Annotated in this window: 23 protein-coding genes; 13 read left to right on the top strand and 10 right to left on the bottom strand. The window is 43.3% G+C overall.

Features of this window, described 5'->3' with window-relative positions; all coding sequences use genetic code 11:
- Nucleotides 1-33: 33 nt before the first annotated feature.
- The 4 genes from pfkA to AC1DV1_RS23415 form a co-directional block, all read right to left on the bottom strand.
- Nucleotides 34-1,011 carry a 6-phosphofructokinase gene (gene pfkA / locus AC1DV1_RS23430; RefSeq protein ID WP_477364312.1) on the bottom strand — a complete coding sequence of 326 codons (978 nt, stop codon included), beginning with the start codon at nucleotides 1,009-1,011 and terminating at the stop codon, nucleotides 34-36.
- Between the two features lie 142 nt (nucleotides 1,012-1,153).
- On the bottom strand, nucleotides 1,154-2,917 hold the full coding sequence (locus AC1DV1_RS23425; RefSeq protein ID WP_477364309.1) for a protein-disulfide reductase DsbD family protein: 1,764 nt from the start codon (nucleotides 2,915-2,917) through the stop codon (nucleotides 1,154-1,156).
- 18 nt (nucleotides 2,918-2,935) lie between these two features.
- On the bottom strand, nucleotides 2,936-3,388 hold the full coding sequence (locus tag AC1DV1_RS23420; protein ID WP_477364306.1) for a protein-disulfide reductase DsbD domain-containing protein: 453 nt from the start codon (nucleotides 3,386-3,388) through the stop codon (nucleotides 2,936-2,938).
- 3 nt (nucleotides 3,389-3,391) lie between these two features.
- Nucleotides 3,392-4,165 carry a biotin--[acetyl-CoA-carboxylase] ligase gene (locus AC1DV1_RS23415; RefSeq protein ID WP_477364303.1) on the bottom strand — a complete coding sequence of 258 codons (774 nt, stop codon included), beginning with the start codon at nucleotides 4,163-4,165 and terminating at the stop codon, nucleotides 3,392-3,394.
- Nucleotides 4,166-4,212: 47 nt separating this feature from the next.
- On the opposite strand from AC1DV1_RS23415, the gene rsfS reads away from it, so the two are divergent.
- The 11 genes from rsfS (at nucleotide 4,213) to AC1DV1_RS23360 (ending at nucleotide 13,982) form a co-directional block, all read left to right on the top strand.
- Nucleotides 4,213-4,587, top strand: a complete 375-nt coding sequence (rsfS, locus tag AC1DV1_RS23410) for a ribosome silencing factor (protein ID WP_274211159.1) — start codon at nucleotides 4,213-4,215, stop codon at nucleotides 4,585-4,587.
- 90 nt (nucleotides 4,588-4,677) lie between these two features.
- Nucleotides 4,678-6,774, top strand: a complete 2,097-nt coding sequence (gene ftsH, locus AC1DV1_RS23405) for an ATP-dependent zinc metalloprotease FtsH (RefSeq protein ID WP_274211158.1) — start codon at nucleotides 4,678-4,680, stop codon at nucleotides 6,772-6,774.
- Between the two features lie 56 nt (nucleotides 6,775-6,830).
- Nucleotides 6,831-7,481: a LutC/YkgG family protein gene (locus AC1DV1_RS23400; protein WP_477364300.1), complete on the top strand. Its 651-nt coding sequence runs from the start codon at nucleotides 6,831-6,833 to the stop codon at nucleotides 7,479-7,481.
- A gap of 241 nt (nucleotides 7,482-7,722) precedes the next feature.
- Entirely contained in the window at nucleotides 7,723-8,076 is a 354-nt protein-coding gene (locus AC1DV1_RS23395) for a hypothetical protein (protein ID WP_477364297.1), read from the top strand.
- A gap of 79 nt (nucleotides 8,077-8,155) precedes the next feature.
- Nucleotides 8,156-8,827, top strand: coding sequence for a hypothetical protein (locus tag AC1DV1_RS23390; RefSeq protein ID WP_477364294.1), 672 nt, complete (start codon nucleotides 8,156-8,158; stop codon nucleotides 8,825-8,827).
- Nucleotides 8,828-9,204: 377 nt separating this feature from the next.
- Complete coding sequence (locus AC1DV1_RS23385; RefSeq protein ID WP_477364291.1) at nucleotides 9,205-9,567, top strand: hypothetical protein; 363 nt, start codon at nucleotides 9,205-9,207, stop codon at nucleotides 9,565-9,567.
- A gap of 374 nt (nucleotides 9,568-9,941) precedes the next feature.
- Entirely contained in the window at nucleotides 9,942-10,607 is a 666-nt protein-coding gene (locus AC1DV1_RS23380; RefSeq protein ID WP_477364288.1) for a hypothetical protein, read from the top strand.
- Nucleotides 10,608-10,713: 106 nt separating this feature from the next.
- Nucleotides 10,714-11,307 (top strand): hypothetical protein, encoded by a 594-nt coding sequence (locus AC1DV1_RS23375; RefSeq protein ID WP_477364285.1) that lies wholly within the window; start codon nucleotides 10,714-10,716, stop codon nucleotides 11,305-11,307.
- 134 nt (nucleotides 11,308-11,441) lie between these two features.
- A complete protein-coding gene (locus AC1DV1_RS23370; RefSeq protein WP_477364282.1) occupies nucleotides 11,442-12,275 on the top strand; it encodes a sensor histidine kinase in 834 nt (277 codons plus the stop codon).
- Nucleotides 12,238-12,882, top strand: a complete 645-nt coding sequence (locus AC1DV1_RS23365; protein ID WP_477364279.1) for a response regulator — start codon at nucleotides 12,238-12,240, stop codon at nucleotides 12,880-12,882. The genes AC1DV1_RS23370 and AC1DV1_RS23365 overlap by 38 nt, the downstream gene beginning before the upstream one ends.
- Before the next feature lie 29 nt (nucleotides 12,883-12,911).
- Nucleotides 12,912-13,982 carry a PA0069 family radical SAM protein gene (locus AC1DV1_RS23360; protein ID WP_477364276.1) on the top strand — a complete coding sequence of 357 codons (1,071 nt, stop codon included), beginning with the start codon at nucleotides 12,912-12,914 and terminating at the stop codon, nucleotides 13,980-13,982.
- A gap of 1 nt (nucleotide 13,983) precedes the next feature.
- Here AC1DV1_RS23360 and AC1DV1_RS23355 read toward each other — a convergent pair whose 3' ends face one another.
- The 4 genes from AC1DV1_RS23355 to AC1DV1_RS23340 form a co-directional block, all read right to left on the bottom strand.
- The gene (locus AC1DV1_RS23355; RefSeq protein WP_477364273.1) at nucleotides 13,984-14,358 is read right to left on the bottom strand and encodes a ribosomal maturation YjgA family protein; all 375 of its coding nucleotides are present in this window, start codon (nucleotides 14,356-14,358) and stop codon (nucleotides 13,984-13,986) included.
- A gap of 67 nt (nucleotides 14,359-14,425) precedes the next feature.
- Nucleotides 14,426-15,169: a zinc ribbon domain-containing protein gene (locus AC1DV1_RS23350; protein WP_090652193.1), complete on the bottom strand. Its 744-nt coding sequence runs from the start codon at nucleotides 15,167-15,169 to the stop codon at nucleotides 14,426-14,428.
- Nucleotides 15,169-16,266, bottom strand: coding sequence for a Nif3-like dinuclear metal center hexameric protein (locus tag AC1DV1_RS23345; protein WP_477364270.1), 1,098 nt, complete (start codon nucleotides 16,264-16,266; stop codon nucleotides 15,169-15,171). Before AC1DV1_RS23345 ends, AC1DV1_RS23350 begins: the two co-directional genes overlap by 1 nt.
- 31 nt (nucleotides 16,267-16,297) lie before the next feature.
- Nucleotides 16,298-16,660: a TM2 domain-containing protein gene (locus tag AC1DV1_RS23340; RefSeq protein ID WP_477364267.1), complete on the bottom strand. Its 363-nt coding sequence runs from the start codon at nucleotides 16,658-16,660 to the stop codon at nucleotides 16,298-16,300.
- 201 nt (nucleotides 16,661-16,861) lie between these two features.
- Between AC1DV1_RS23340 and AC1DV1_RS23335 the strand changes: the two genes are divergently transcribed.
- Complete coding sequence (locus AC1DV1_RS23335) at nucleotides 16,862-18,520, top strand: glutamine--tRNA ligase/YqeY domain fusion protein (protein WP_477364264.1); 1,659 nt, start codon at nucleotides 16,862-16,864, stop codon at nucleotides 18,518-18,520.
- A gap of 117 nt (nucleotides 18,521-18,637) precedes the next feature.
- Here AC1DV1_RS23335 and AC1DV1_RS23330 read toward each other — a convergent pair whose 3' ends face one another.
- Both AC1DV1_RS23330 and AC1DV1_RS23325 read right to left on the bottom strand, forming a co-directional pair.
- Nucleotides 18,638-19,474, bottom strand: coding sequence for an N-acetylmuramoyl-L-alanine amidase (locus AC1DV1_RS23330; RefSeq protein WP_477364261.1), 837 nt, complete (start codon nucleotides 19,472-19,474; stop codon nucleotides 18,638-18,640).
- A 561-nt stretch (nucleotides 19,475-20,035) separates the two neighbouring features.
- Nucleotides 20,036-20,386 carry a hypothetical protein gene (locus AC1DV1_RS23325; RefSeq protein WP_477364258.1) on the bottom strand — a complete coding sequence of 117 codons (351 nt, stop codon included), beginning with the start codon at nucleotides 20,384-20,386 and terminating at the stop codon, nucleotides 20,036-20,038.
- A gap of 154 nt (nucleotides 20,387-20,540) precedes the next feature.
- On the opposite strand from AC1DV1_RS23325, the gene AC1DV1_RS23320 reads away from it, so the two are divergent.
- Entirely contained in the window at nucleotides 20,541-21,188 is a 648-nt protein-coding gene (locus tag AC1DV1_RS23320) for a hypothetical protein (protein WP_477364255.1), read from the top strand.
- Nucleotides 21,189-21,874: the final 686 nt, after the last annotated feature.

Below are 21,874 nucleotides of genomic sequence, written 5' to 3'. Positions count from 1 at the left end.
TATCTCTATATAATATGCGTGTTTCGGTAGAAATTACATCGATAAAATCTCAACCAGCTTCAACAGGTTAGGATTAATCTCTACATGGTGTTTTATGGCGTGCTCAAACGGTGTATAGGCAATTTCGTTGTGGATGATGCCTATCATCTCGTTGCGATGGCCGTCTCTTAAAGCTTCAACAGCTGCTGCGCCTACCCGGCTGGCCAATACCCTATCCATACAGCTTGGCGCGCCACCGCGTTGGATGTGGCCCAATATAGATATACGGGTATCATAATTAGGGAAACGCTCCTGTACCAGGCGCCCAACCTCGAATGCGCCACCGGCTTCTTCGCCTTCGGCAACAATTACAATACGCGATGTTTTGTCTTTACGGCCATGCTCAAGGCGGTTAAATAGGCCTTCCATGCCGCCTTTATGTTCGGGGATAAGTATAGCTTCGGCTCCTGCCGCAATACCTGTACGCAAAGCGATCAGGCCCGAGTCGCGACCCATTACCTCAACTATAAACAGGCGATCATGTGATTCTGCCGTATCGCGGATTTTATCTACAGCCTCAACAACCGTATTAATGGCAGTATCATAACCTATGGTAAAATCGGTACCCATTAAATCGTTATCAATAGTGCCTGGCAGGCCAATGATGGGCACATCATATTCGGCACCAAAAACCTTGGCCCCGGTAAATGTACCATCGCCACCAATACCTACAAGGGCATCAATGTTATTCTTTTTAAGATGGTCATATGCCTGCTGGCGGCCTTCGGGCGTGCGGAAGTTATCGCAGCGTGCGGTTTTTAGTATAGTACCGCCGCGTTGAATAATGTTTGAAACCGATTTGCGGTTCATGGGTACAAAATCGCCCTTGGTCATGCCTTCATAACCACGGCGAATGCCCATCACCTCGATACCATAATATATAGCCGTACGTACAACCGCCCTGATGGCAGCGTTCATGCCCGGCGAATCTCCGCCCGAAGTATAAAGTCCTATTTTTTTAATCTGCGTCATTTTTTATCCTGATATGGCCTGTTTGCCCTACCTTAAAAAATTGAATAATTTAATTAGTGGCTTTTAAACAACCCCGTAACCAAAAAACGCGGCAAACTTTTAAAAGTTGCCGCGAATTTACACTTAATTTTTTAACGCTGTATCACTTTTTATAAGCGGCTATACCACTATCTAAAAATTTGATGTAACGGTCAATATGGTAGTCGGCATTATAGTGTGGCAAAACAGTTCCTTTTTTATCGGTCATTTCCTTGCCATCGCTATCAAGCATCACATATAATGGCTGCGAATTTGAGTTGAAACGGCTCGCCTCCAGTTCGCTCCACTTATCGCCAATATTGGTTATCTTTTTAAAACTGTAAGTTGATGTGTACTGATCTTTAATATCTAAGGCCGCTTTATCATCTACCACAAGTTGTAAAAGAACAAAGTCGTTCTGCAGTTTACTAAATACCACCGGGTCCGACCATACGTTGGCTTCCATGTTTCGGCAGTTAACGCAGGCAAAGCCTGTAAAATCAATCAGTATTGGTTTGTGCAGTTCTTTTGAAACCTGCAAAGCCTGGTCGTAATCAAACCAGGGGGCCAAACCTCTTATTGTAAGCGCCGAATAATTTGCAGCATATTTTCGCTCTTTGCCATCTTGTTTTGATGTTGTGGCAGTAGCACCTCCCGGTATTGGCGACAGATCAAAGTCCTGCGTGCCTATTGGTGGTAAAAAGGCCCCGATAGATTTGAGCGGGGCGCCCCATAAACCCGGGATCATATAAACAACGAATGCAAATACAATTATTGATAAAAACACCCTCGGGATAGAGAGGTATGGCGCATCGCTATCATGCGAAAATTTAATTTTGCCTAACAAGTATAGCCCTACCATTATACCAATGGCTATCCAAAGCGATAAAAACACTTCCCTGTCAAACCAATGCCAATGATAGGCCAGGTCAACATTTGATAGGAACTTTAGGGCGAAAGCGAGTTCAAGGAAGCCCAAAACTACCTTCACACTGTTTAGCCACCCGCCCGATTTCGGTAAGCTTTTTAAAGCAGAGGGGAACAAAGCAAAAATAGTAAACGGCAATGCCAGCGCTAAAGAAAAGCCAAACATCCCCATTGCCGGCCCAAGCCTGTCGCCTTTTGAGGCGGCATCTACCAGCAGTGTGCCTATAATAGGCCCGGTACATGAAAACGAAACAACCACCAGGGTAGATGCCATAAAAAAGATGCCTGCAAGGCCACCCTTGTCGGCATTTTCGTCGAGCTTGTTGGCCAGTGAACTTGGCAATGTAATTTCAAATGCGCCCAGGAATGATATACCAAAAACAATAAGCAGCAGGAAGAAAAACATATTGAATATGCCATTTGTAGCCAGCTGATTGAGGGCGCTTGAGCCAAAAATTATAGAGATTAATAATCCAAGTGTTACGTATATTACAATGATAGATACCCCGTAAATAGAGGATTGCATAATTGCTTTACTGCGGCTGCCGCTCTTTTTAGTAAAAAAGCTAACGGTTAATGGCAATAACGGATAAATACAAGGGAGTATTACAGCGGTAAAGCCACCAATAAGACCCTCTATAAATATTTGCCAAAGTGTTTTTGGCGCCTCGGGTTTTGAATGAGCCGCTTGTTTGGCAGCAACTACCGATTGTTTTGCTGCCGCTGCCACTTGTTGCGAAAGTTTTTCTGCATCCTGCATTGCCGCCTTTTTACGTATGGCAATACTATCGGCTGCGGTAGGTATATCGGTAAATTGCATATCGGCGGGAGCCGCTACTGTATCTTTGCCGCTTTTTTGTGCTGCGTAAACCGGTTTTGGCGCGTTTAAGCCAAATATAATAAGCATGGTTACTACAGCTATTAACGTTGGTAACCAGTTGATCTTTTTAAATAGGTTCATCTTTTTATTCCCTGGTAATTATTTGCCTAAAGGAATGGTGAAATCTACATCATCTGGTGGAAGGCATTTTTTATCGTTACAGGTCATATAAGTAAGTTTTCCTGTAACCGCTGTTGCTGTTGCCGATTTTAAGCTTACTTTTTGCGAAAAAACAACCTCTTTTTCAAAATAAGTAACATTCATTTTGAATGATTCCTCGTATTTAGATAGTGGTTTTGGTTCGGTAGTTTTGCCAACCGGGGCAAAATCTTTTGATTTTGAAAATACAAACGAAGTAGCTATCGGGCCGCCATCGCCAACATTAAGCGAATAAATGTGCCAGCCCGGTTGTATGGTTGCCTTTAAATATACAACGGCTTCTTTGCTGTTCAGCTTTTTTGCGGCGTATGCCCAGCGTACCGGTGTTTCAATTTGCGCATAGGCCCCGGCGCAAATAACCAGCGCCACCATCATTAACAATAACTTTTTCATGTATTACTTATTTAAAAATTCAATTTGTTTTAAGCTAAACTCACGGGTGCCAAAATTATTATGTTCAACTACCAGTAGGCCTTCATCTTTCACCCCAACAATGGTTCCCCTAAACGTTTCACCATCTGACCGAAAATCCCTTGCTTCGTTTAACCAGTATAGTCGGTTTAAATAAGCGTTCCTTACAAACAAAAATTTACCGGCCTTAAGCTTAAGATAGTATCCTTCAATATGCCCGCAAATTTCTAATAATAAAGCTCGTAAATCATAATCCTTTTGTAATATCTGCTTTACAGATATGGCATTGCCGGCACCCGCCTCAAAATGCTCCTGGTTTATGTTAAGGCCTATACCAATAATGGCATCTTTTATCCTGTCGCCATGCAGGTGTGTTTCAATCAAAATACCGCCAAGTTTGTGGTCGTCATAATAAATGTCGTTTGGCCATTTTATTTTTAAGCGGTCGCCCAGTAGCGGATTAAGGGCTTCAATTACCCCCAGGCTTATCACCCGCGTAAGGTCAAACTGTTGTAAAACTGGTAAAAATGAGGGGGTTAGCAAAATGCTGAAAGTTAGGTTTTTGCCCGGCTGGCTATGCCATTTGTTTTGTTGCTGCCCCCGGCCGGCAAATTGGCTTTCTGCCATAATGGCTGTACCTTCGGGCAATGGCTTGGAATTTGACAGTAATGTTTTAAGGTAAGTGTTGGTTGAATCAACTTCTTTAATTGTTACTAAATTTTGACCAACAAATAATGCCGAAAATATGTTATTTTGCAAAGTGTAATAATTTTTAACCAAAAAACGTTCAAAACTAATTCTTTTTGATGGTAAAAAATAAAAAGGTAGGGCAATCAACCTATATTTCTGAACTTGCGATACATGGTATCCAGGAAAAAAAAGGTAATGAAATTGTAAGGTTAGACCTTCGTAACCTAAATAGTTCGGTAACAGATTACTTTGTAGTTTGCCATGCCGACTCGACCACGCAGGTAAAAGCGATAGCCAACAGCATTGAAGATGAAATTTTTAAGGCAACCCAAACCGAGCCCTGGCGCAAAGAAGGTTTGGAATATGGCGAGTGGATACTGCTTGATTATGTGGATGTTGTGATTCACGTTTTCCGGACAGACAAGCGTGAATTTTATGGCGTAGAAGAATTGTGGGGTGATGCCGAAATAAAATATTACAAAAGCGCTTAAGCGATAGTCACATAAAGGCTTGCAATAGCGTCATGGTAATAACCTTGTTTTTTAAATTATAGATAGTAAGTTTGAGCTCGTAACAAAGAGATGAAAGATAACGATAATAAATCAGAAAGTCCGAAACCGATCAGGAAGATCCTGAATAAAAAAACGCCGCCTAAGCCACCTAAGTTTAATATTATGTGGATTTATGGCATCATTGTTTTAGCGTTCCTGCTTGCAACAACCTTGTTAAGCAACGATACGGGTAAACGGATAACCTACCAGGACTTTGAAACCAAGATGCTTAAACAGCATGATGTTGAAAAAATTATAGCTTATAAAAGCGGCGATTTGATCATTGGGGAAGTATATATTAAAAAACAAAGCCTTGATACCAAGCCAGAATATACTGCCCTTGGTAAAGAGCAACACATGTTTGCAGGAAGCAGCGGCCCCCAGTATACTTTTACCGATGACTCTTTCGAGAGCCTGAAAAAATCAATTGCTGCAGCACAAGCTGCCGACCCATCTTTAAGTGATGTTTCGCTTGAATTGCAACAGGGCCGCGAAAGCTTTTTATCGAACTGGCTTGTACAGGGTGTAATTATGGTGATATTATTTGCAGCAGTGTGGATATTTATTATGCGCCGTATGAGTGGTGGTTCGGGCGGTGGCCCGGGTGGCCAGATATTCAATATCGGCAAATCAAAAGCAACCTTGTTTGATAAAGAGGCACAGGTAACCGTTACATTTAATGATGTTGCCGGTTTAGAAGAAGCCAAGCAAGAGGTGATGGAGATTGTAGATTTCCTAAAAAATCCTAAAAAATACACCAACCTGGGTGGTAAAATTCCTAAAGGCGCATTGCTTGTAGGTTCGCCGGGTACGGGTAAAACTTTATTGGCAAAAGCCGTTGCCGGCGAAGCTCATGTTCCCTTCTTCTCCCTTTCAGGATCTGACTTTGTGGAGATGTTTGTGGGTGTAGGTGCATCACGTGTGCGCGACTTGTTCCGCCAGGCAAAAGATAAAGCGCCATGTATTATATTTATTGACGAGATTGATGCCATTGGCCGTGCCCGTGGTAAAAACAATATTGTTGGTGGTAATGACGAACGCGAAAATACATTGAACCAGTTGTTGGTTGAGATGGATGGTTTTGGTACCGATTCGGGTATCATTATCCTTGCCGCAACCAACCGCCCCGATGTATTGGATTCGGCCTTATTACGTCCCGGACGTTTTGACAGGCAGGTATCTATTGATAAACCTGATTTGAATGGCCGTGAGCAGATCTTTAAAGTTCACTTAAAACCGCTTAAATTATCCGATGATGTTGATGCCAAAAAATTATCGGCACAAACCCCTGGTTTTGCAGGTGCCGAAATTGCCAACGTTTGTAACGAGGCTGCCCTTATAGCGGCCCGTAAAAACAAAGAGGCGGTTGACATGTCTGATTTTCAGGATGCGGTTGACCGTGTAATTGGTGGTTTGGAGAAAAAGAACACGCTGATTTCGCCCGAAGAAAAACGCGTGGTAGCTTACCACGAAGCCGGCCATGCTATAGCGGGATGGTTTTTAGAGCATACCGATCCGTTGGTTAAAGTTTCTATTGTACCGCGTGGTGTTGCCGCTTTAGGATATGCCCAGTACCTGCCAAACGAAAGATTCCTGGTTGCTAAAGAAGAGTTGATTGATGATATGATATTATCAATGGGCGGCCGTGTTGCCGAAGATATTACTTTCGGTAAAATCACCACTGGTGCCTTGAGCGATTTGGAACGCATTACCCGCCTGGCTTATGGCATGGTGAAAATTTATGGTATGAATGGTAAAGTTGGTAACGTATCGTTTTACGATCCGCAAGGCGAAAACCAGTTTAGCAAACCATACTCTGATGTTACCGCAAACCTCATCGACTCGGAAGTAAGAAGCCTGGTTGAAGATGTTTATGCCAAAACAAAAGAGTTGCTGATAAAACACCGCGACGGATTAGAAAAAGTTGCGAAAAAGTTATTGGAGAAAGAAGTATTGTTCCAGGCCGACCTGGAAGAGCTTTTGGGCAAACGTCCTTTTGAGCACCGTACCGCTTATGATAAGTTTGTAAACGGCGAACCAACGTTAGTACCTGATAATAATGCGATACCCGAGAATGTGATCAATCCTGAGTTATCAAGGATGGATGAGCCGGATCCGAAGTTTTAATTAAATACTATATAAAAAAGCCATCAGCTTAGCTGGTGGCTTTCCTTTTTTATACTATGAGGGATATTACCACATCAAAAGAAAAACTGCTAAAGAAGATCCGCAAGGCACTACTGGAGAAAAGGGACAACCCATATCCCCAACTGGAAGACCTGCCGCTTTACGCAACCGATGATGAAATACCCGAAGTTGTTTTTGCCGAACAATTTACCGCCGTTAACGGCCAGTTTATTTTTTGCGAGGACGAGGTACAATTTATAGAAACCCTGCTTACCCTGGCCGAAGAGCGTAACTGGCACAAAATATACTGCTGGGAGCCCGGCCTGCAGGAGGTACTTACCCGCTTTGAATACCCCTTTTACGAAACCGATAAAGACTTTGAACTGGCCGAGGTAGGTTTTACCCTGTGCGAGGCTTTAATAGCCCGTAATGGCAGTATATTGTTATCTAACGGCAATATGGCCGGCCGGCGCTTAAGTATCTATCCGCCGGTACACATTGTGCTGGCTTATACATCGCAAATGGTAATGGATATTAAGGATGGGTTTAAACTGTTAAAAAATAAATACGGCAACCGCCTGCCCTCCATGATCACCAATGTAACCGGCCCCAGCCGCACTGCCGATATTGAGAAGACCCTGGTACTTGGCGCACACGGCCCCAAAGAGCTTTTTGTTTTTTTATTAGACGACTCGAACGAGGGTTAATATCTCAGCTATTTTTTGAATTATATTCCGGCCGCATACCCATTGCGTCGCCTGAATTTATTGGTGGGTATTAGCTAACTCTTCCTGCACATCTTGACTGTGGAATAACCGGAAAAGATTAGAAAATATTATTAAAATATCGCCGGCTGCTAAATTATAATTTAAATAAATTATAATTGTTTATAATAACCCAATGCGGTGTTAAACACGTATAACCCTAACTAAAAACCCCCTTATTAACATGAAGAAAATTGATTTAACCGAAGCAAAAAAAATGGTAGACCACTACCATGCCACCCGTAAAAACGTTATCGACAAAACACACGGTATTAATGATACCAAATCTGTTTGGTTTGATATCGGCGCATTTAAAGATTTTGTAAACAAATTACCGGCACATGCTACCGGCGTGCGGGTACATTTGGCCAGTTATGATGAAACACACCCTACCTCACCTGGCCAAACAACCGTGGTTTTTGCAGGGACGGTAAACAAGGACGACGTGCACGCCGATGCTCTTTCAGAAGGGGTGGCGCTCGCCGATGGGTTAGATCCTGTAAATCAAGGGAAGAATTGCCCGCCTGAGTGTCCCTGATTTTTAATTGACTAATCTAACATTCAATATTTATGCAGATTTTTGTAAGGAACTAAAACTTAATGAACGTAAATATTGAATGCTATATAATTTTTACTTAGTCTCGCTCCCTATAACTTTTGCTTTTTGCCTTTATGCTTACAAGAATCTTGATAGGAACTTTAAATGGTTCCTGCCGTACTTTGCTTTTGTAATTATTTACGAAGCGGCTAATTATTTTGGTTTAATGCTGCTGGAAAAAAGTAATGCCTGGTGCAATAACCTGGAGGGCTTACTGGAGCTTGTGCTTTTTACATGGTTTTTAGCCTCGCTTGTAAACAGTGAACTATATAGAAAGGCTGTTTATAAATTGGCGATAATACCAATGTTGCTTTCTTTGATTGATATTATATATATACAAGGATTTTTCAAACGTGCTACCATTGCAATAGTACTGCAGGGTTTATTTCTCGTGGTGTTAATATGTATTTATTATCGTTCACTATTTGAAGAGGCCGATGAGCATTTAAACCTTTTAAAACATCCACCATTTTTAGCTGCAACAGGTCTGCTTTTTTTCTTCCTATCAAATACGTTGTTCTATGCTTGCTTTAGTTATATGATATATAAGAATAATTACCATTTTTATATCGTTGCGACGAGTATTCCCGGGATTTCAAACCTGTTATTAAACGGCCTTTTGGCATACGCTTTCTTATGTTCTTCGAAAGGGAATACGGGCACTATAAACGATTCTACAAATGAGAATTAGTTTATCGATGCCAAATATATTATTACTTAGCGCTCCTCATGTTATTTTTGTATCATACGTATTACGCTTCATTATTTGTAACAGCAGTTTTCTGCTTATACGCCTATAAATATCTCGACGCAAATTTTAAATGGCTTTTGCCATTCATCTTGTTTTGTATCGTGTTTGAAACCGCAAGTGAATTCGATTGGCTGGTAATTAACCACACTAATGCTTCTGCAACTAATTTTGAGGAGATAATAGAATTCATATTATATGCCCGCTTTTTGCTGTCGCTTTCAGACCGCCGATTGTATATACGAAAAGCCTACGTGTGTTTTGGGATAATATTACTTTTCGGCGTTATCAATATGGCCGTTTTACAAGGGTTTTGGAAAATGAATACTATTACAATGGTATTACAGTCGTTGTTCATAATTACTTTAGTGGTTAATTATTACTACAGAACACTTGATAAAGCTGAAGAGGGTTTGGACCTGGTAAAATATCCTCCTTTTTTAATAGTAACCGGTTTACTCTTTTACTCTCTTGGAAAATTCTTTTTGTACACCTGTTTTAGTTATATGGCATATAAAAATAACTATGATTTCTACATTCTTGCAGCTACCATTCCTGGCCTATCCAACCTGTTACTTAATTTCATGTTGATGTATGCGTTTTTCTGTGCACGAAGAAATAAGTTAAAAACGACAAATGGATCAATCCCGGCTACATCAGCATTTTTCAAAATCAAAAACTAATGGCGTTTATTAAGTGTCTAAACCGCAGCCTTAATTAACAAATTTTTGCTCCATTTTTGCAGTGGGACCTACATTCAACAAAGCACGTAAATATACTATATCGCATTTATTTTGTATCGTTATTTATAACCTTTTTCTTCTGTATATACGCATATAAGTCGCTTGCTCCCAATCTCAAATGGCTTTTATACCATATATGAAATCAAACAATGAATTAAAGTTATCGTTAACATTGTTGCCACGATTGAGGCGGGGTAGATGGGTTTTGATGTTCAAATCGCTATTGTTATTTTTAACTGATTTAGCACAATTTCGGTAGGTTAAACTGGATATTAATATACTACTATCTTAGCATCTATTAAAAGCAATATTGAATGCTGTTATTTAATCTTTACATTCTTTCTCTCCCTTTAACACTTGCAGCCTGCTTTTACGCTTATAAATCATTCGATGATAGTTTTAAGCCTTTTCTGCCATATCTTGCTTTGATAACAGCATATGTAACCGCAGACTTTTTTAATCTGCTAACCATTAACCATAGCAATGCATGGTGCAATAATTTAGCGAATATATTGGATTTTACGATGTTCGCTTATTTTATCATATCGCAGGATAAGAGGTTCTTATATAAAAGAAGTGCATATATATCAGGGAGTGTTGTAATGTTATTATCTTTTATCGATATTTTTTTTATTCAAGGGTTTTGGCATCGGGCAACTTTAGCAATTGTATTACAGGGATTGTTTATTTTAACATTGGTTTGTATTTATTATTACAACTTGCTTGTAGAGGCGCCGGAACATCTTTTTTTGTTAAGGCATCCGCCATTTTTAGCGGCTACCGGATTGCTTTTCTATTTTCTTTCRCTTACTTTTTACTATTCCTTTTTTAGCTATATGCTATATAAAAATACTTATCACTTTGCTATCTTGGCATCTACAATAGTAGGAATTGCCAACCTAATGCTAAACGCTATTTTAATTTATGCTTTTATATGCTCTTCTAAAAACAGTAAAGGCTTTAGAAATGAACTTCAATAAACAATCTGGATTGTATTAATACTATATGTTATATAATGTTTATTGCGTATCGCTCGTTGTAGCTTTTTTGTATTGTATATATACCTATAGACAAATAGACAAAACCTTGAAAGTTTTTCTAATTTGTTTATCCGTTGGAGTGCTGTATGAATCTGCTGACATGCTTGGTTGGACAAGATTTAATCATACCAACGCCTGGCTGGCAAACTTCGAGGAGCTATTTGAGTTTATAATTTACACTTATTTTTTTACTTCGCTCGAAAAAAACCGACGTTATAAAAGCACCGTGTATAAATACGCATGCATTGTTATAGTAATAACCATCATAGATAATCTTTTTATTCAAGGATTTTGGAAGCTAAATACATTGGCTATGGTGATTCAGTCGCTATTTATTCTCTTGTTGATAGGAATTTATTATTATAAACTCTTGGACAAAGAGGGGCAAATTGTTCTATTACGGCATCCTGCTTTTTTAGTCGCTACAGGTTTGCTTTTTTATTTTCTTGCAAAAACATTTTATTATTCTTGTTTTAGCCTAATGGCATACAAAAGCAATTACTCATTTCTTATACTAACCCGCGTTATACTTGGCCTTGCTAATTTGATGCTTTATACTTTGTTATTATATGCCTTTTTCTGTTCTTCTAAAGCAACAAAGTTATCTTTACAACGGTCAGAAATGAAAGCCAACCCGTAAATGTCGTAAGTCTTTTTCGCCGGACTTTTGAGCTATATATAATATGAAAATAGCCGCTATTTTCTTATCCTTGCAATTGAGCAGTCGGGAAATTAAAAACTATTGCTCAATCCTCCTTTAACTACTGCCTTTTTATGCTTTTCAAAGACGAAGAAGTTATCCTTATAATTATAGCTGGTACAGCGTTACTGCTGTTGCTTGGTTTTTTTATGGTCGGTTTTTTATTGATGTTTCAAAAAAAGCAAAATAAAAATGCCATGGAAAAGGCCGAGTTGAAATCGTCATTTAAGCAGGAATTGCTAAAAACCCGAATAGAGATACAGGAGGAAACCCTGAACTATGTTAGTCGCGAGATGCATGATAACATTACACAGGTACTATCATTTGTAAAACTCAATATGGGCCTGCTGGCCAACAAGCTCGGCGGCGAGGAAAAAGTAAAGTTGAACGACAGTCGCGAACTTATAGCGCAAACCATCACAGATTTACGTAACCTTTCAAAAAGTTTAAGCTTTGAACATATCAACTCCTTAGGCCTGGTAAAAACGTTGGAACTGGAAGCGATAAGGGTAAACAAAAGCGGCCTTATTAATATGGACTTAAACGTTGAGGGCGAAATTTATGCCCTTGGCGAGCAGCGCGAACTGGTATTGTTCAGGATATTCCAGGAGGCGCTTAATAACGCGTTGAAACATGCGGATGCAGCAAACATTAAAATCGGTTTGTATTATAATGCACAAATGTTTAATTTGACCATCGAAGATGATGGCGCAGGTTTCCAACCCGAATTGCTGACCGACAAGAGCGGATCGGGATTGCGTAACATGAAAAATAGGGCGGGGTTGATTGGGGCAGAGGCTGTTATAACCAGTTCGCTCAAACAAGGCTGTACTATTAAGTTATCACTTAATCCCCTGGTTGAAGAAAATTATGCTAACGAAACCCATTCAAATAGCCCTGGTAGATGATCATCGCCTTTTCAGGAGTGGCATTGCAGCGCTCATTGATAGCTTTGGCGGCTATAATATACTATTTGAAGCCGCGCACGGGCAGGAATTAATACGAAGTATCGATTCTGGCCTTGTTCCCGATATTATTTTGCTTGATATTAATATGCCTGTGATGGATGGTATATCCACCGCACAATGGCTTCGCAAATACCATCCATCTATCCGCATCATTATCCTGTCTATGTTTGAAGATGCCGAGAAGGTATTATTAATGGTAAGGGCTGGCGTAAAAGGATATTTGCTGAAGGATGCCGAGCCGGACGAGTTTGAACGTGCGCTGATCAAAGTAAGCGAAGGCGACCTGTTTTACCCGGATTTTGTTACCCGCCACCTGTTAAATAATTTCAATATTGATAAGGAAGCCCAGGTGCAGCTAAACCCCCGCGAAATTGAGTTTCTACGCCTTACAAGCACCGAACTTACCTACAAGGAGATTGCCGATACCATGAATATCAGCGTGCGTACGGTTGATAGTTTCCGCGATCATCTGTTTGAAAAACTACAGATAAAAAGCCGGGTGGGGCTGGTTTTATATAGCATTAAAAACAAGCTGATAGATTTGTAATTTGCTAATTAATTTAGCAAATTTGCCCTATGGCGCATGAGGACAACCCCGTTTTTTTTAAGGGCAGAGGGGCACAGGTTAACACCCACAACAAATTTTTGAAAAGCAAATATGTGGCCGACCATATGGAAGGGCTTGACGAGCCCATGCTTGAAAACAGCGCCACGCAACTTTTTGAAGAAACGCCCAAAAAGATTGTAAGCGAATCAAATAGCCCCGATTTAAGCCACATGTACTCTATAAACCCCTACCAGGGTTGCGAGCATGGTTGTATTTACTGCTATGCCCGCAACACGCATGAGTACTATGGCTTTAGCGCCGGCCTTGATTTTGAACGCAAGATTATCGTAAAGCGCAATGCCCCGGAGTTGCTCGAGCAATATTTTAATAAAAAGAATTATAAACCGGTATGCATCCTGCTATCGGGCAATACCGATTGTTATCAGCCCATTGAACGCGATTTGCAAATTACCCGGCGGTTGCTGGAGGTTTTCCTGAAATATAAGAATCCGGTAGCGATCATCACCAAAAACAACCTGGTACTGCGCGACCTGGATATTTTGACCGAGTTGGCCGCCATGAACCTGGTACATGTTAACGTATCAATTACTTCGCTTGACGAACAACTTCGCCAAAAACTGGAACCAAGAACGGTTACCGCGACCGGCAGGTTGGCTGTTGTTCAAAAGCTATCAGAAAAAGGCATTCCGGTACGGGTAATGGCGGCGCCTATTATTCCGGGCCTTAACAGCAACGAAGTGCCTAACATTATCAAGGCTGCAGCCGATAGGGGCGCTTTGGCTGCCGGATTTACCATAGTGCGCCTTAACGGGAGTATTGCCGAATTATTTAGCGACTGGATCTATAAAGCTTTCCCCAATCGTGCCGAAAAGGTGTTGAACATGATTCGCTCCTGCCACGACGGCAACCTGAATGATAGCGACTTTGGCAGGCGCATGAGCGGCGAGGGAAAGGTAGCCGAATCTATCCACCAGATGTTCAGGATGGCCTGTAACCGCTTTTTGGATGGCCGGGAGATGCCGGAGTATGACTATAGCTTATTTGTGCCGAGGAAGGGCAAACAGACGAGTATGTTTTAAGCTATTTTGCATCTTTTTTAAGCATGTAAAAGTCAATGATACATCCTATCCCCACACCAGCCACATAACACAACAAATCGCTCCATAAAAAGCCTGCGCCTAAAACAAGCCTGCCAAACAGGGTATGCCTCAAATCATTTATCCAGGGCGCTTTGTAGAGCTGGCTAAACTCTATCGCGAAGCAAAACAATAAACTTGCAGTGGCTACGAATTTTATAGGCTTATTGATAAGCAGGAAGCTCACTATAAAATAAACCATCAGCGCCCAAAGGATATCGCCAATAAACAGCGGGATGCTTTTAAAATGCCGGGAAAGCAGGCCTGTAATTATGGTAACTATAATGAGTATAAAATAAAGCAGCCTTGATCTTCTCATAAAAACTCAGTCAACAAAAAAAGGCACCCTGAAGATGCCTTTTATATTAATTTTATAAGTGGTTTGCTTATACAGTTTCGGCTTCTAAGGCCATCTGCTCATCAACCAGGATACGTCCGCAATGCTCGCAAACGATGATCTTTTTGCGTTGACGGATATCCGACTGGCGTTGAGGCGGGATCTGGTTAAAACAGCCAGAGCATGAATCGCGCTGAATGGTTACTACTGCTAAACCATTTTTTGCATTTTGGCGCAAACGGGTATAAGCTGTAAATAAACGCTCTTCGATGTTCGGGATAGCTTTTTCTGCCTGGGCAACAAGGTCGTTCTCTTCTTTTTCAGTTTCGGCAGTAATTACACCTAACTCATCTTTTTTTGCATCCAGATCGTTCTTGCGTGCTTCCAGATCGGCAAGGGCTTTTTCGTATACCTGGGTTTTTGAAGTTATCTCGAAACCATACTCCCTTATCTTCTTCTCACTTACCTGTATATCTAATCCTTGTATCTCAATTTCTTTTGATATGGCATCATACTCGCGGTTGTTCTTAACTTCGTTAAGTTGCGCTTCGTATTTTTTGATGTTGGCCTGAGCATCTTTGATCAGGTTTTTGCGGGTTACAATCTCATCCTCTACATCATCCAGCTCATATTTGATTTTCTGTATGCGGGTTTCAAGGCCTGCAACATCATCTTCCAGATCGGCAACTTCCATTGGCAGTTCGCCACGTACCTGGCGTATTCTGTCAATTTTGGTGTGGATGGTTTGGAGTTCGTATAAAGCTTTAAGCTTCTGTTCTACGGTTTGTTCCATTAAATAAAATATTTGACGGGGTTTGTATTTACTTCTGTTAAACGGACGGCAAAGATAGGGAATTTTTTTCTAATTATTTCATACAATAATTGCACCGTAAATTGTTCACTCTCAAAGTGTCCGATATCGGCAATCACTATCTTTCCTTCGGCATCAAAAAACTCGTGATACTTGTAGTCGGAGGTGATGAAAATGTCGGCTCCGGCGGCTATGGCATGCTTCAGTAAAAAGCCTCCCGAGCCTCCGCAAACAGCCACTTTTTTGATGGGTTTGTGGGTAAAAGCGGTATGCCTTATCACATGCGTGCGCATCTTATCTTTTACATGAAACAAAAACGATTCCTGGTTGGTGGGCACTTCCAGCTCGCCAATCATACCCGAACCTACCTCTTGGTTTTGGTTGGTTAAACTGTACAGGTCATAAGCCACCTCTTCGTAGGGGTGGGCCAGTATCAGCGCCATGATTATTTTACTTTCCAGGTTGGCGGGGTAAACGGTTTGAATACAAACTTCGCTTTCGCGGTGACGCCTGCCTGGCTCGCCTACATGGGGTATGGTGAGTTCGTTTCCTTTAAAAGTGCCTGTTCCCTCGGCATTAAAGCTAACTTCGCTGTAATTGCCAATATTACCTGCCCCGGCTGCAAACAAGGCTTCGCGCACGGCATCGGCATGGCTGTGGGGTACAAAGGTAACCAGCTTTTTGATCAGGTTATGTTTGGGCAGCAGTATACGGCAGTTTTTAAGGCCAAGGGTATCGCATATGCGGCTGTTAACCCCATGCATTACATTATCAAGGTTGGTATGAATGGCGTACAGGGCTATGCCCTTGCGTATGGCTTTTTCAACCACGCGCTCCACATATGTTTTGCTGTTAAATTTCTTTAATCCCCTGAAAACTATGGGGTGATGGGATATAATTAGCTGGCAACCTGTGGCAATAGCTTCGTCAACAACCGCTTCGGTACAATCTAAAGATAGCAGCGCCTGGGATATTTCCTGGTCGGGGTGGCCTACAATAAGGCCTGTATTATCATAATCTTCCTGGTAAACAAGCGGCGCAAGGCTTTCAAGGTAAGCAGTAAGTGCGGATAGTTTCATGAGCAAATATAGAAATAAGTATGGCCTTGGTTTAAGGCGTCATTAACGCCATCCGGTGACTATCATAAGCCATCTCTTTATTATACTTTAATACAAGCGATTTATTGTTCACCAAATCAACAATTGTACCTATGAGGCAAAAGCCACCGGTAAAAAGGTAAAGTAAACCCATTCCTATTTGCCCCAAAGCAAAACGCTGCACGCCTGCAACCACAATAAAACCCAGCAGGGTAAATATGAGTATTTCCTGTGCCGATTTCCTTTTGCTGCCATAAACCATATAAAAATAGTCGGTTTGGCTTTCGTTAAGGTTTGCTGTAGCTTGCTGTAAAAAGGCCATCTCTTCGGGAGTCATATCCGTAAAGTTCATGTAGTTGCCTTGCTTCATATTCATGTTGGGTATAGGGTTTGATGTTAGCGGTTTTTCAAATTTAATGTTTTTCCGTTAAAAACAATAGGCTGCCCCTCTAAATCTCCCCTGAAGGGGAGGCTTTTTGATTAGCATACCGCCCGTTAGCGCATCAAGACGCCGTGTTCTTTCAAAAGTTCCCCCTTTAGGGGGCGGCGGGGGCTTTTTTTTATTATTTTTGCCCTTATGAGCGAAGAAAGATCACTGAACTTTATAGAAGAAATTGTTGAAGAAGATATAGCCAACGGCAAGCACGGCGGCCGGGTATTAACCCGTTTCCCGCCCGAGCCTAATGGTTACCTGCATATTGGCCACGCCAAATCTATTTGCCTTAACTTTGGTTTGGCCCAAAAATACAACGGCAAAACCAACCTGCGTTTTGATGATACCAACCCGGTTAAAGAGGATGTGGAATACGTTGACAGCATTAAAGAAGATGTTAAATGGCTGGGCTTTAACTGGGCCGAAGAACTATACGCTTCCGACTATTTCGACCAGCTATATGAGTTTGCGGTAACGCTTATTAAAGCCAACCTGGCCTATGTTGATGATAGCACAGCCGAAGAGATAGCCCATCAAAAAGGCACCCCTACCGAGCCCGGCGTACCCAACCAGTACCGCAGCCGCTCTGTTGAGGAAAATTTGGAGCTGTTTGCCGATATGAAAGCCGGCAAATACCCCGATGGCGCTAAAGTACTGCGTGCCAAGGTTGACCTGGCTGCACCCAACATGCACCTGCGCGACCCTTTGATGTACCGCATTAAACATGCCCATCACCACCGTACCGGCGATGCCTGGTGCATATACCCCATGTATGATTTTGCCCACGGCCAATCGGATGCTATTGAGCAGATTACCCACTCTATTTGTACGCTGGAGTTTATACCCCACCGGGCATTGTACGATTGGTTTATTGAGCAGTTAAGCATCTTCCCATCTAAACAATACGAATTTGCCCGCCTTAACCTCAACTACACCGTTATGAGCAAGCGCAAGCTGCTGCAACTGGTGGTTGAGAAACATGTTGACGGCTGGGACGACCCACGCATGCCTACCATTAGCGGCCTGCGTAGGCGGGGGTATACGCCTGCCAGTATCCGCGAGTTTTGCGAACGCATCGGCGTAGCCAAACGCGAAAACATGATTGATGTTGGCCTGCTGGAGTTCTGCATCCGCGAAGACCTTAACAAAACCGCATGGCGCCGCATGGCCGTGCTCGACCCCATACAATGTATCCTGACCAACTATCCTGAGGGCGAAGTGGAGATTATGCATGGCGAAAATAACCCCGAAGCCGAAGATGGCGACGGCAGCCGCGAGTTTCCGTTTAGCCGCGAACTTTGGATTGAGCGGGAAGACTTTATGGAAGTGCCACCCAAAAAGTTCTTCCGCCTGGGTGTGGGATTGATGGTGAGGCTAAAAAATGCCTACATCATCCGTTGCGACGATTTTGTGAAGGATGCCGATGGCAACGTAACCGAAATTCATTGCAGCTACCTGCCCGAATCAAAATCGGGTAATGATACCAGCGGCATCAACGTGAAGGGCACTATTCACTGGGTGAGCGTACCACACGCCAAAACTGCCGAAGTAAGGCTGTACGACCGCCTTTTCCAGGTAGAGAACCCACAAAGCGAAGAAGGCGACTTTAAGGATTACATTAACCCAAACAGCCTGCACATTATCCCAACAGCCTATATTGAACCCGACCTGGCCAACGCCACACCCGGCACCGCCGTACAGTTCATGCGCAAAGGATATTTTACGTTAGATAAATACTCAACCGATGATAAACTGATCTTTAACAGAACGGTAACGCTGAAGGATGGGTGGGTTAAGAAGTAGCAGAAAGCCCCCCAGCCCCCTGAAGGGGGAGCTTTTGATTTGCGGCTTTAACCAAAAAGGCCATTCGCTAAAAGTGAATGGCCCTTTTTGTTGCGCTATTGTTCCCCCTTCAGGGGGTTAGGGGGCATATTTCCTATACACATTATACAGCACATTCAAATCCAGCTGGCCCATGGTGTGGCTGTCTTCAAGTTGTACAAAATGGCGTTTAAAGGCGGTTATGGCGGCGGGCAGGTTGCTGGTATCGTAGCCGATGAGGCGCAGGGCGGTTGCGTAGTCAAAGTTATCGGGGGGCAGTTCCAGCAGTTCGTCGGGCCAGTAGCCGAAACCTTTGGCGGCCAGTAGTTTCCAGGGGAACAGCGGGCCCGGATCGGGCTTGCGGGCGGGGGCAATATCCTGGTGGCCAATAAAGTTGGCCGTGGGTATGTTATAAGCTTTTTTAAGCTGGGCGAGCAGCGCCAGCAGGCTGCGTACTTGAGGGTCGGTAAAAGGCTCGTGGCCGTTGTTATCAATCTCGATACCTATCGAGCAGCTGTTCATATCGGTAATGCTGCCCCATTTGCTGATGCCGGCCTGCCAGGCGCGCAGGTAATCGTTAAGCATGTGCACCACTTTGCCATCCTTGCCCACCACGTAATGGGCGCTCACCTGCGGTTTTACCAGGGTAAAGGTTTTAATGGTTTGCGCCAGCGAATCCTGGGCCGTATAATGGATAATTACATAGTTGGGCTTGCGGGCGTTAAAGTTAACGGTGCCAATCCATTCGCTGGGAATGGGCAAGCCAAGGCTATCAACCAACATGGCAGGCTGCTCGCGCCCAAACACTTCCAGCAGCGAATCGGTTTGGTGGTTGTATACCTTGTTGGTGGCCGCATAGGGCAACACCTTGGGCGAGCAGGATGCCGCGGTTATCAGAATAGCCAGGGCCAGTATATAATAAGCGGTATTTTTCATAGGCGCGTGTTAAGCTTAAAGCTAAAGTAAGCAATTAACGCACCGAAGCCGAAAATGTGTCGGTAAAATGTTTGGGGGGGGATGCCCGGGCTCCCTAATTCCCTCCCCGCGGGCTACTGTGTGTACACATCTTTAAAACAAAAGAAAATGTCATTTCGAACGAGGTACGAGGAGAAATCCTATACGACATGCATTCAACCATGCAAATTTGCAAGCATGTCGCAGAAGATTTCTCCTCACCCCTCCTCTCAAATCCACCTCTGATTCGTTCGAAATGACATTTTTCTATTTATTGATAAGTTTCCAAAAGACGTGTACACACAGTAGCCCCGCGGGAGGGGTGTGCCGGAAAACGAGCGCAAAGGCAGGGAGGGGTTTCTGCAAGCGACTATACGCCATGTTAATAAACGCGAAAGCCCCTACCTCGACGGCATCGGTAACCCCGCAAATCATTTCCCCTTTTGAATTAAAATCCGTCCGTCCGCAAGGGATGCCACCACTTACACGGACATGCGCAGGCACTCAACTTATGCGCCTGTATGCCATTTTTCAGTTTAAAAGTTACCTGTTCCCCTTTTTTTTGTATGCAATAATGCGGCCGGTAAAGTCGGCTATTTTTTGCTGGCCTTTTTGCAGGGCTTCAAGGGGGTCGCGCAGGTCAATGTTAAACAGCAGCTTTTCGTACTCAATATATTCGTTTTTGTCTTTTTCAATAAACTCCTCGGGGGTGTACCACACTTTGGCCACACGGTCAAAAATCCAAAGGCGCATGGTTTTGGCATGTTGGGCAAACTCATGGTAGTTTTTACGCATTTGCGGGTCTTGTAGCTTTTTACGCTCTTCCAGGGCGGCGCGGTCGCGCTGGCGCTGGTAATTTTCCTGCTTTTGGTTATAACTATTATCGTGTGCCATATTGCAAAATTGCTAAAAATATTAGTATATTTGTAGTGTGTGTTGGTAAATAATGCACCACCTTTTTTTGCCCCAATCTTCGGGCTTAGTACGCAGGCATGGCCGGTACGCCAAAATCAAACAACAAGCAACAAACAATTAAATTTTTATACACATGAGCACACTTAAATTAGCCCACATGGGCGTAAGCAGTTTAAACGGTATAGGTACCGAAATTAACTTTGGCTGCGACGACTACCTGTTAGATTACGACTTTATTGTAGTAAGCGCCGCCGAAATACACGAAAGCGCCGGTTTTTTACTGGAAGACATGGATGCCGACCCTAACCGCGCGCTGGCCTTTTTAACCAAACGGCAGCAGGATTTAAAAGATTTTTACCACTACGGCGGCACGCTGGTGTTACTGCTTGATGAAGAGCCCATTTGCCAGCCCATGGAGTACATACCCGAGTTTGGTTACGGCAAACTGATAGATGTGCTAAGCACCCGCCCGGCAAAAATTAACTATGTAATACAACACGGTACCAACGTGCAGCACCACCCCATAGCCAGCCCCCTTGCCCATACGGTAGACGTTTATTTTAAGGCCATCCTGAACCATAGCGGCGCCAATACCCTGCTGCGCACCCAACGCACCAAACAGCCCGTAAGCTACCATTGCCGGGTAGATAAAGGCTTCTTTTTAACCCTGCCCGACATTGCTTTTAAAAACCCCGACAACCCCGACGCCCCCGCCGAAGTACTGGCGCAAATCATCAGCATTTGCCAAACCCTTAAACAACCCCAATTGCAATTAGCATAAACAGCAAAGGCCGCGGTTAATGCGGCCTTTTTACGTTATAAGGTGTCCGTCCGTCCGGTTGTGTTGGTGTGTGGTTGGGTGGGCGGACAGAGTTTTAATGGGTGTCTATCTCCATTATGTCATTGCGAGTGATAAAATCCGGATGTTAAATAAGGAATGACGTATATCGCCTGTCGGCGAGTCAACTCACCCCGACGACCCCGATAACTATCGGGGCGTCTGCCCCTCTCTCCAACTGCGTCGCATAGAGGGGCGCAAAACAAAAATTGGGCTTCACCCTCTTTGCGGCGTAAGCCGGAGAGAGGGTCGGCCAGCGAAGCGTAGCCGGGGTGAGTCGTAGCCAGCGTTCAAAGCCAATGTTTGTATAAAACCGAATATGTTATGGGTTATGCATGGCGTATACTTAGCATGAGTAACCACATTCTTTAGCGCAGGTCTTGTGCCGGGGCAGGTGCAGTAGCTGACCTGTGTTCTCGATTTGAATGGCTTCCTCAAATCACAAGTGATCTTCCCGCATGCAGCCGCACAACACTTGCGCCAAGGGGGGGGGTAATGGGTGCCTATCTCCATTATGTCATTGCGGGTGATAAAATCCGGATGTTAAATAAGGAATGACGTATATCGCGTGTCGGCGAGTCGACTCAACCCGACGACCCCGATAACTATCGGGGCGTCTGCCGCTCTCT

This window comes from Mucilaginibacter sp. P4_D1 (assembly GCF_056401935.1).
Note: the sequence above shows the minus strand (reverse complement) of the source record. Positions and strands in the feature narration are given on the sequence as shown.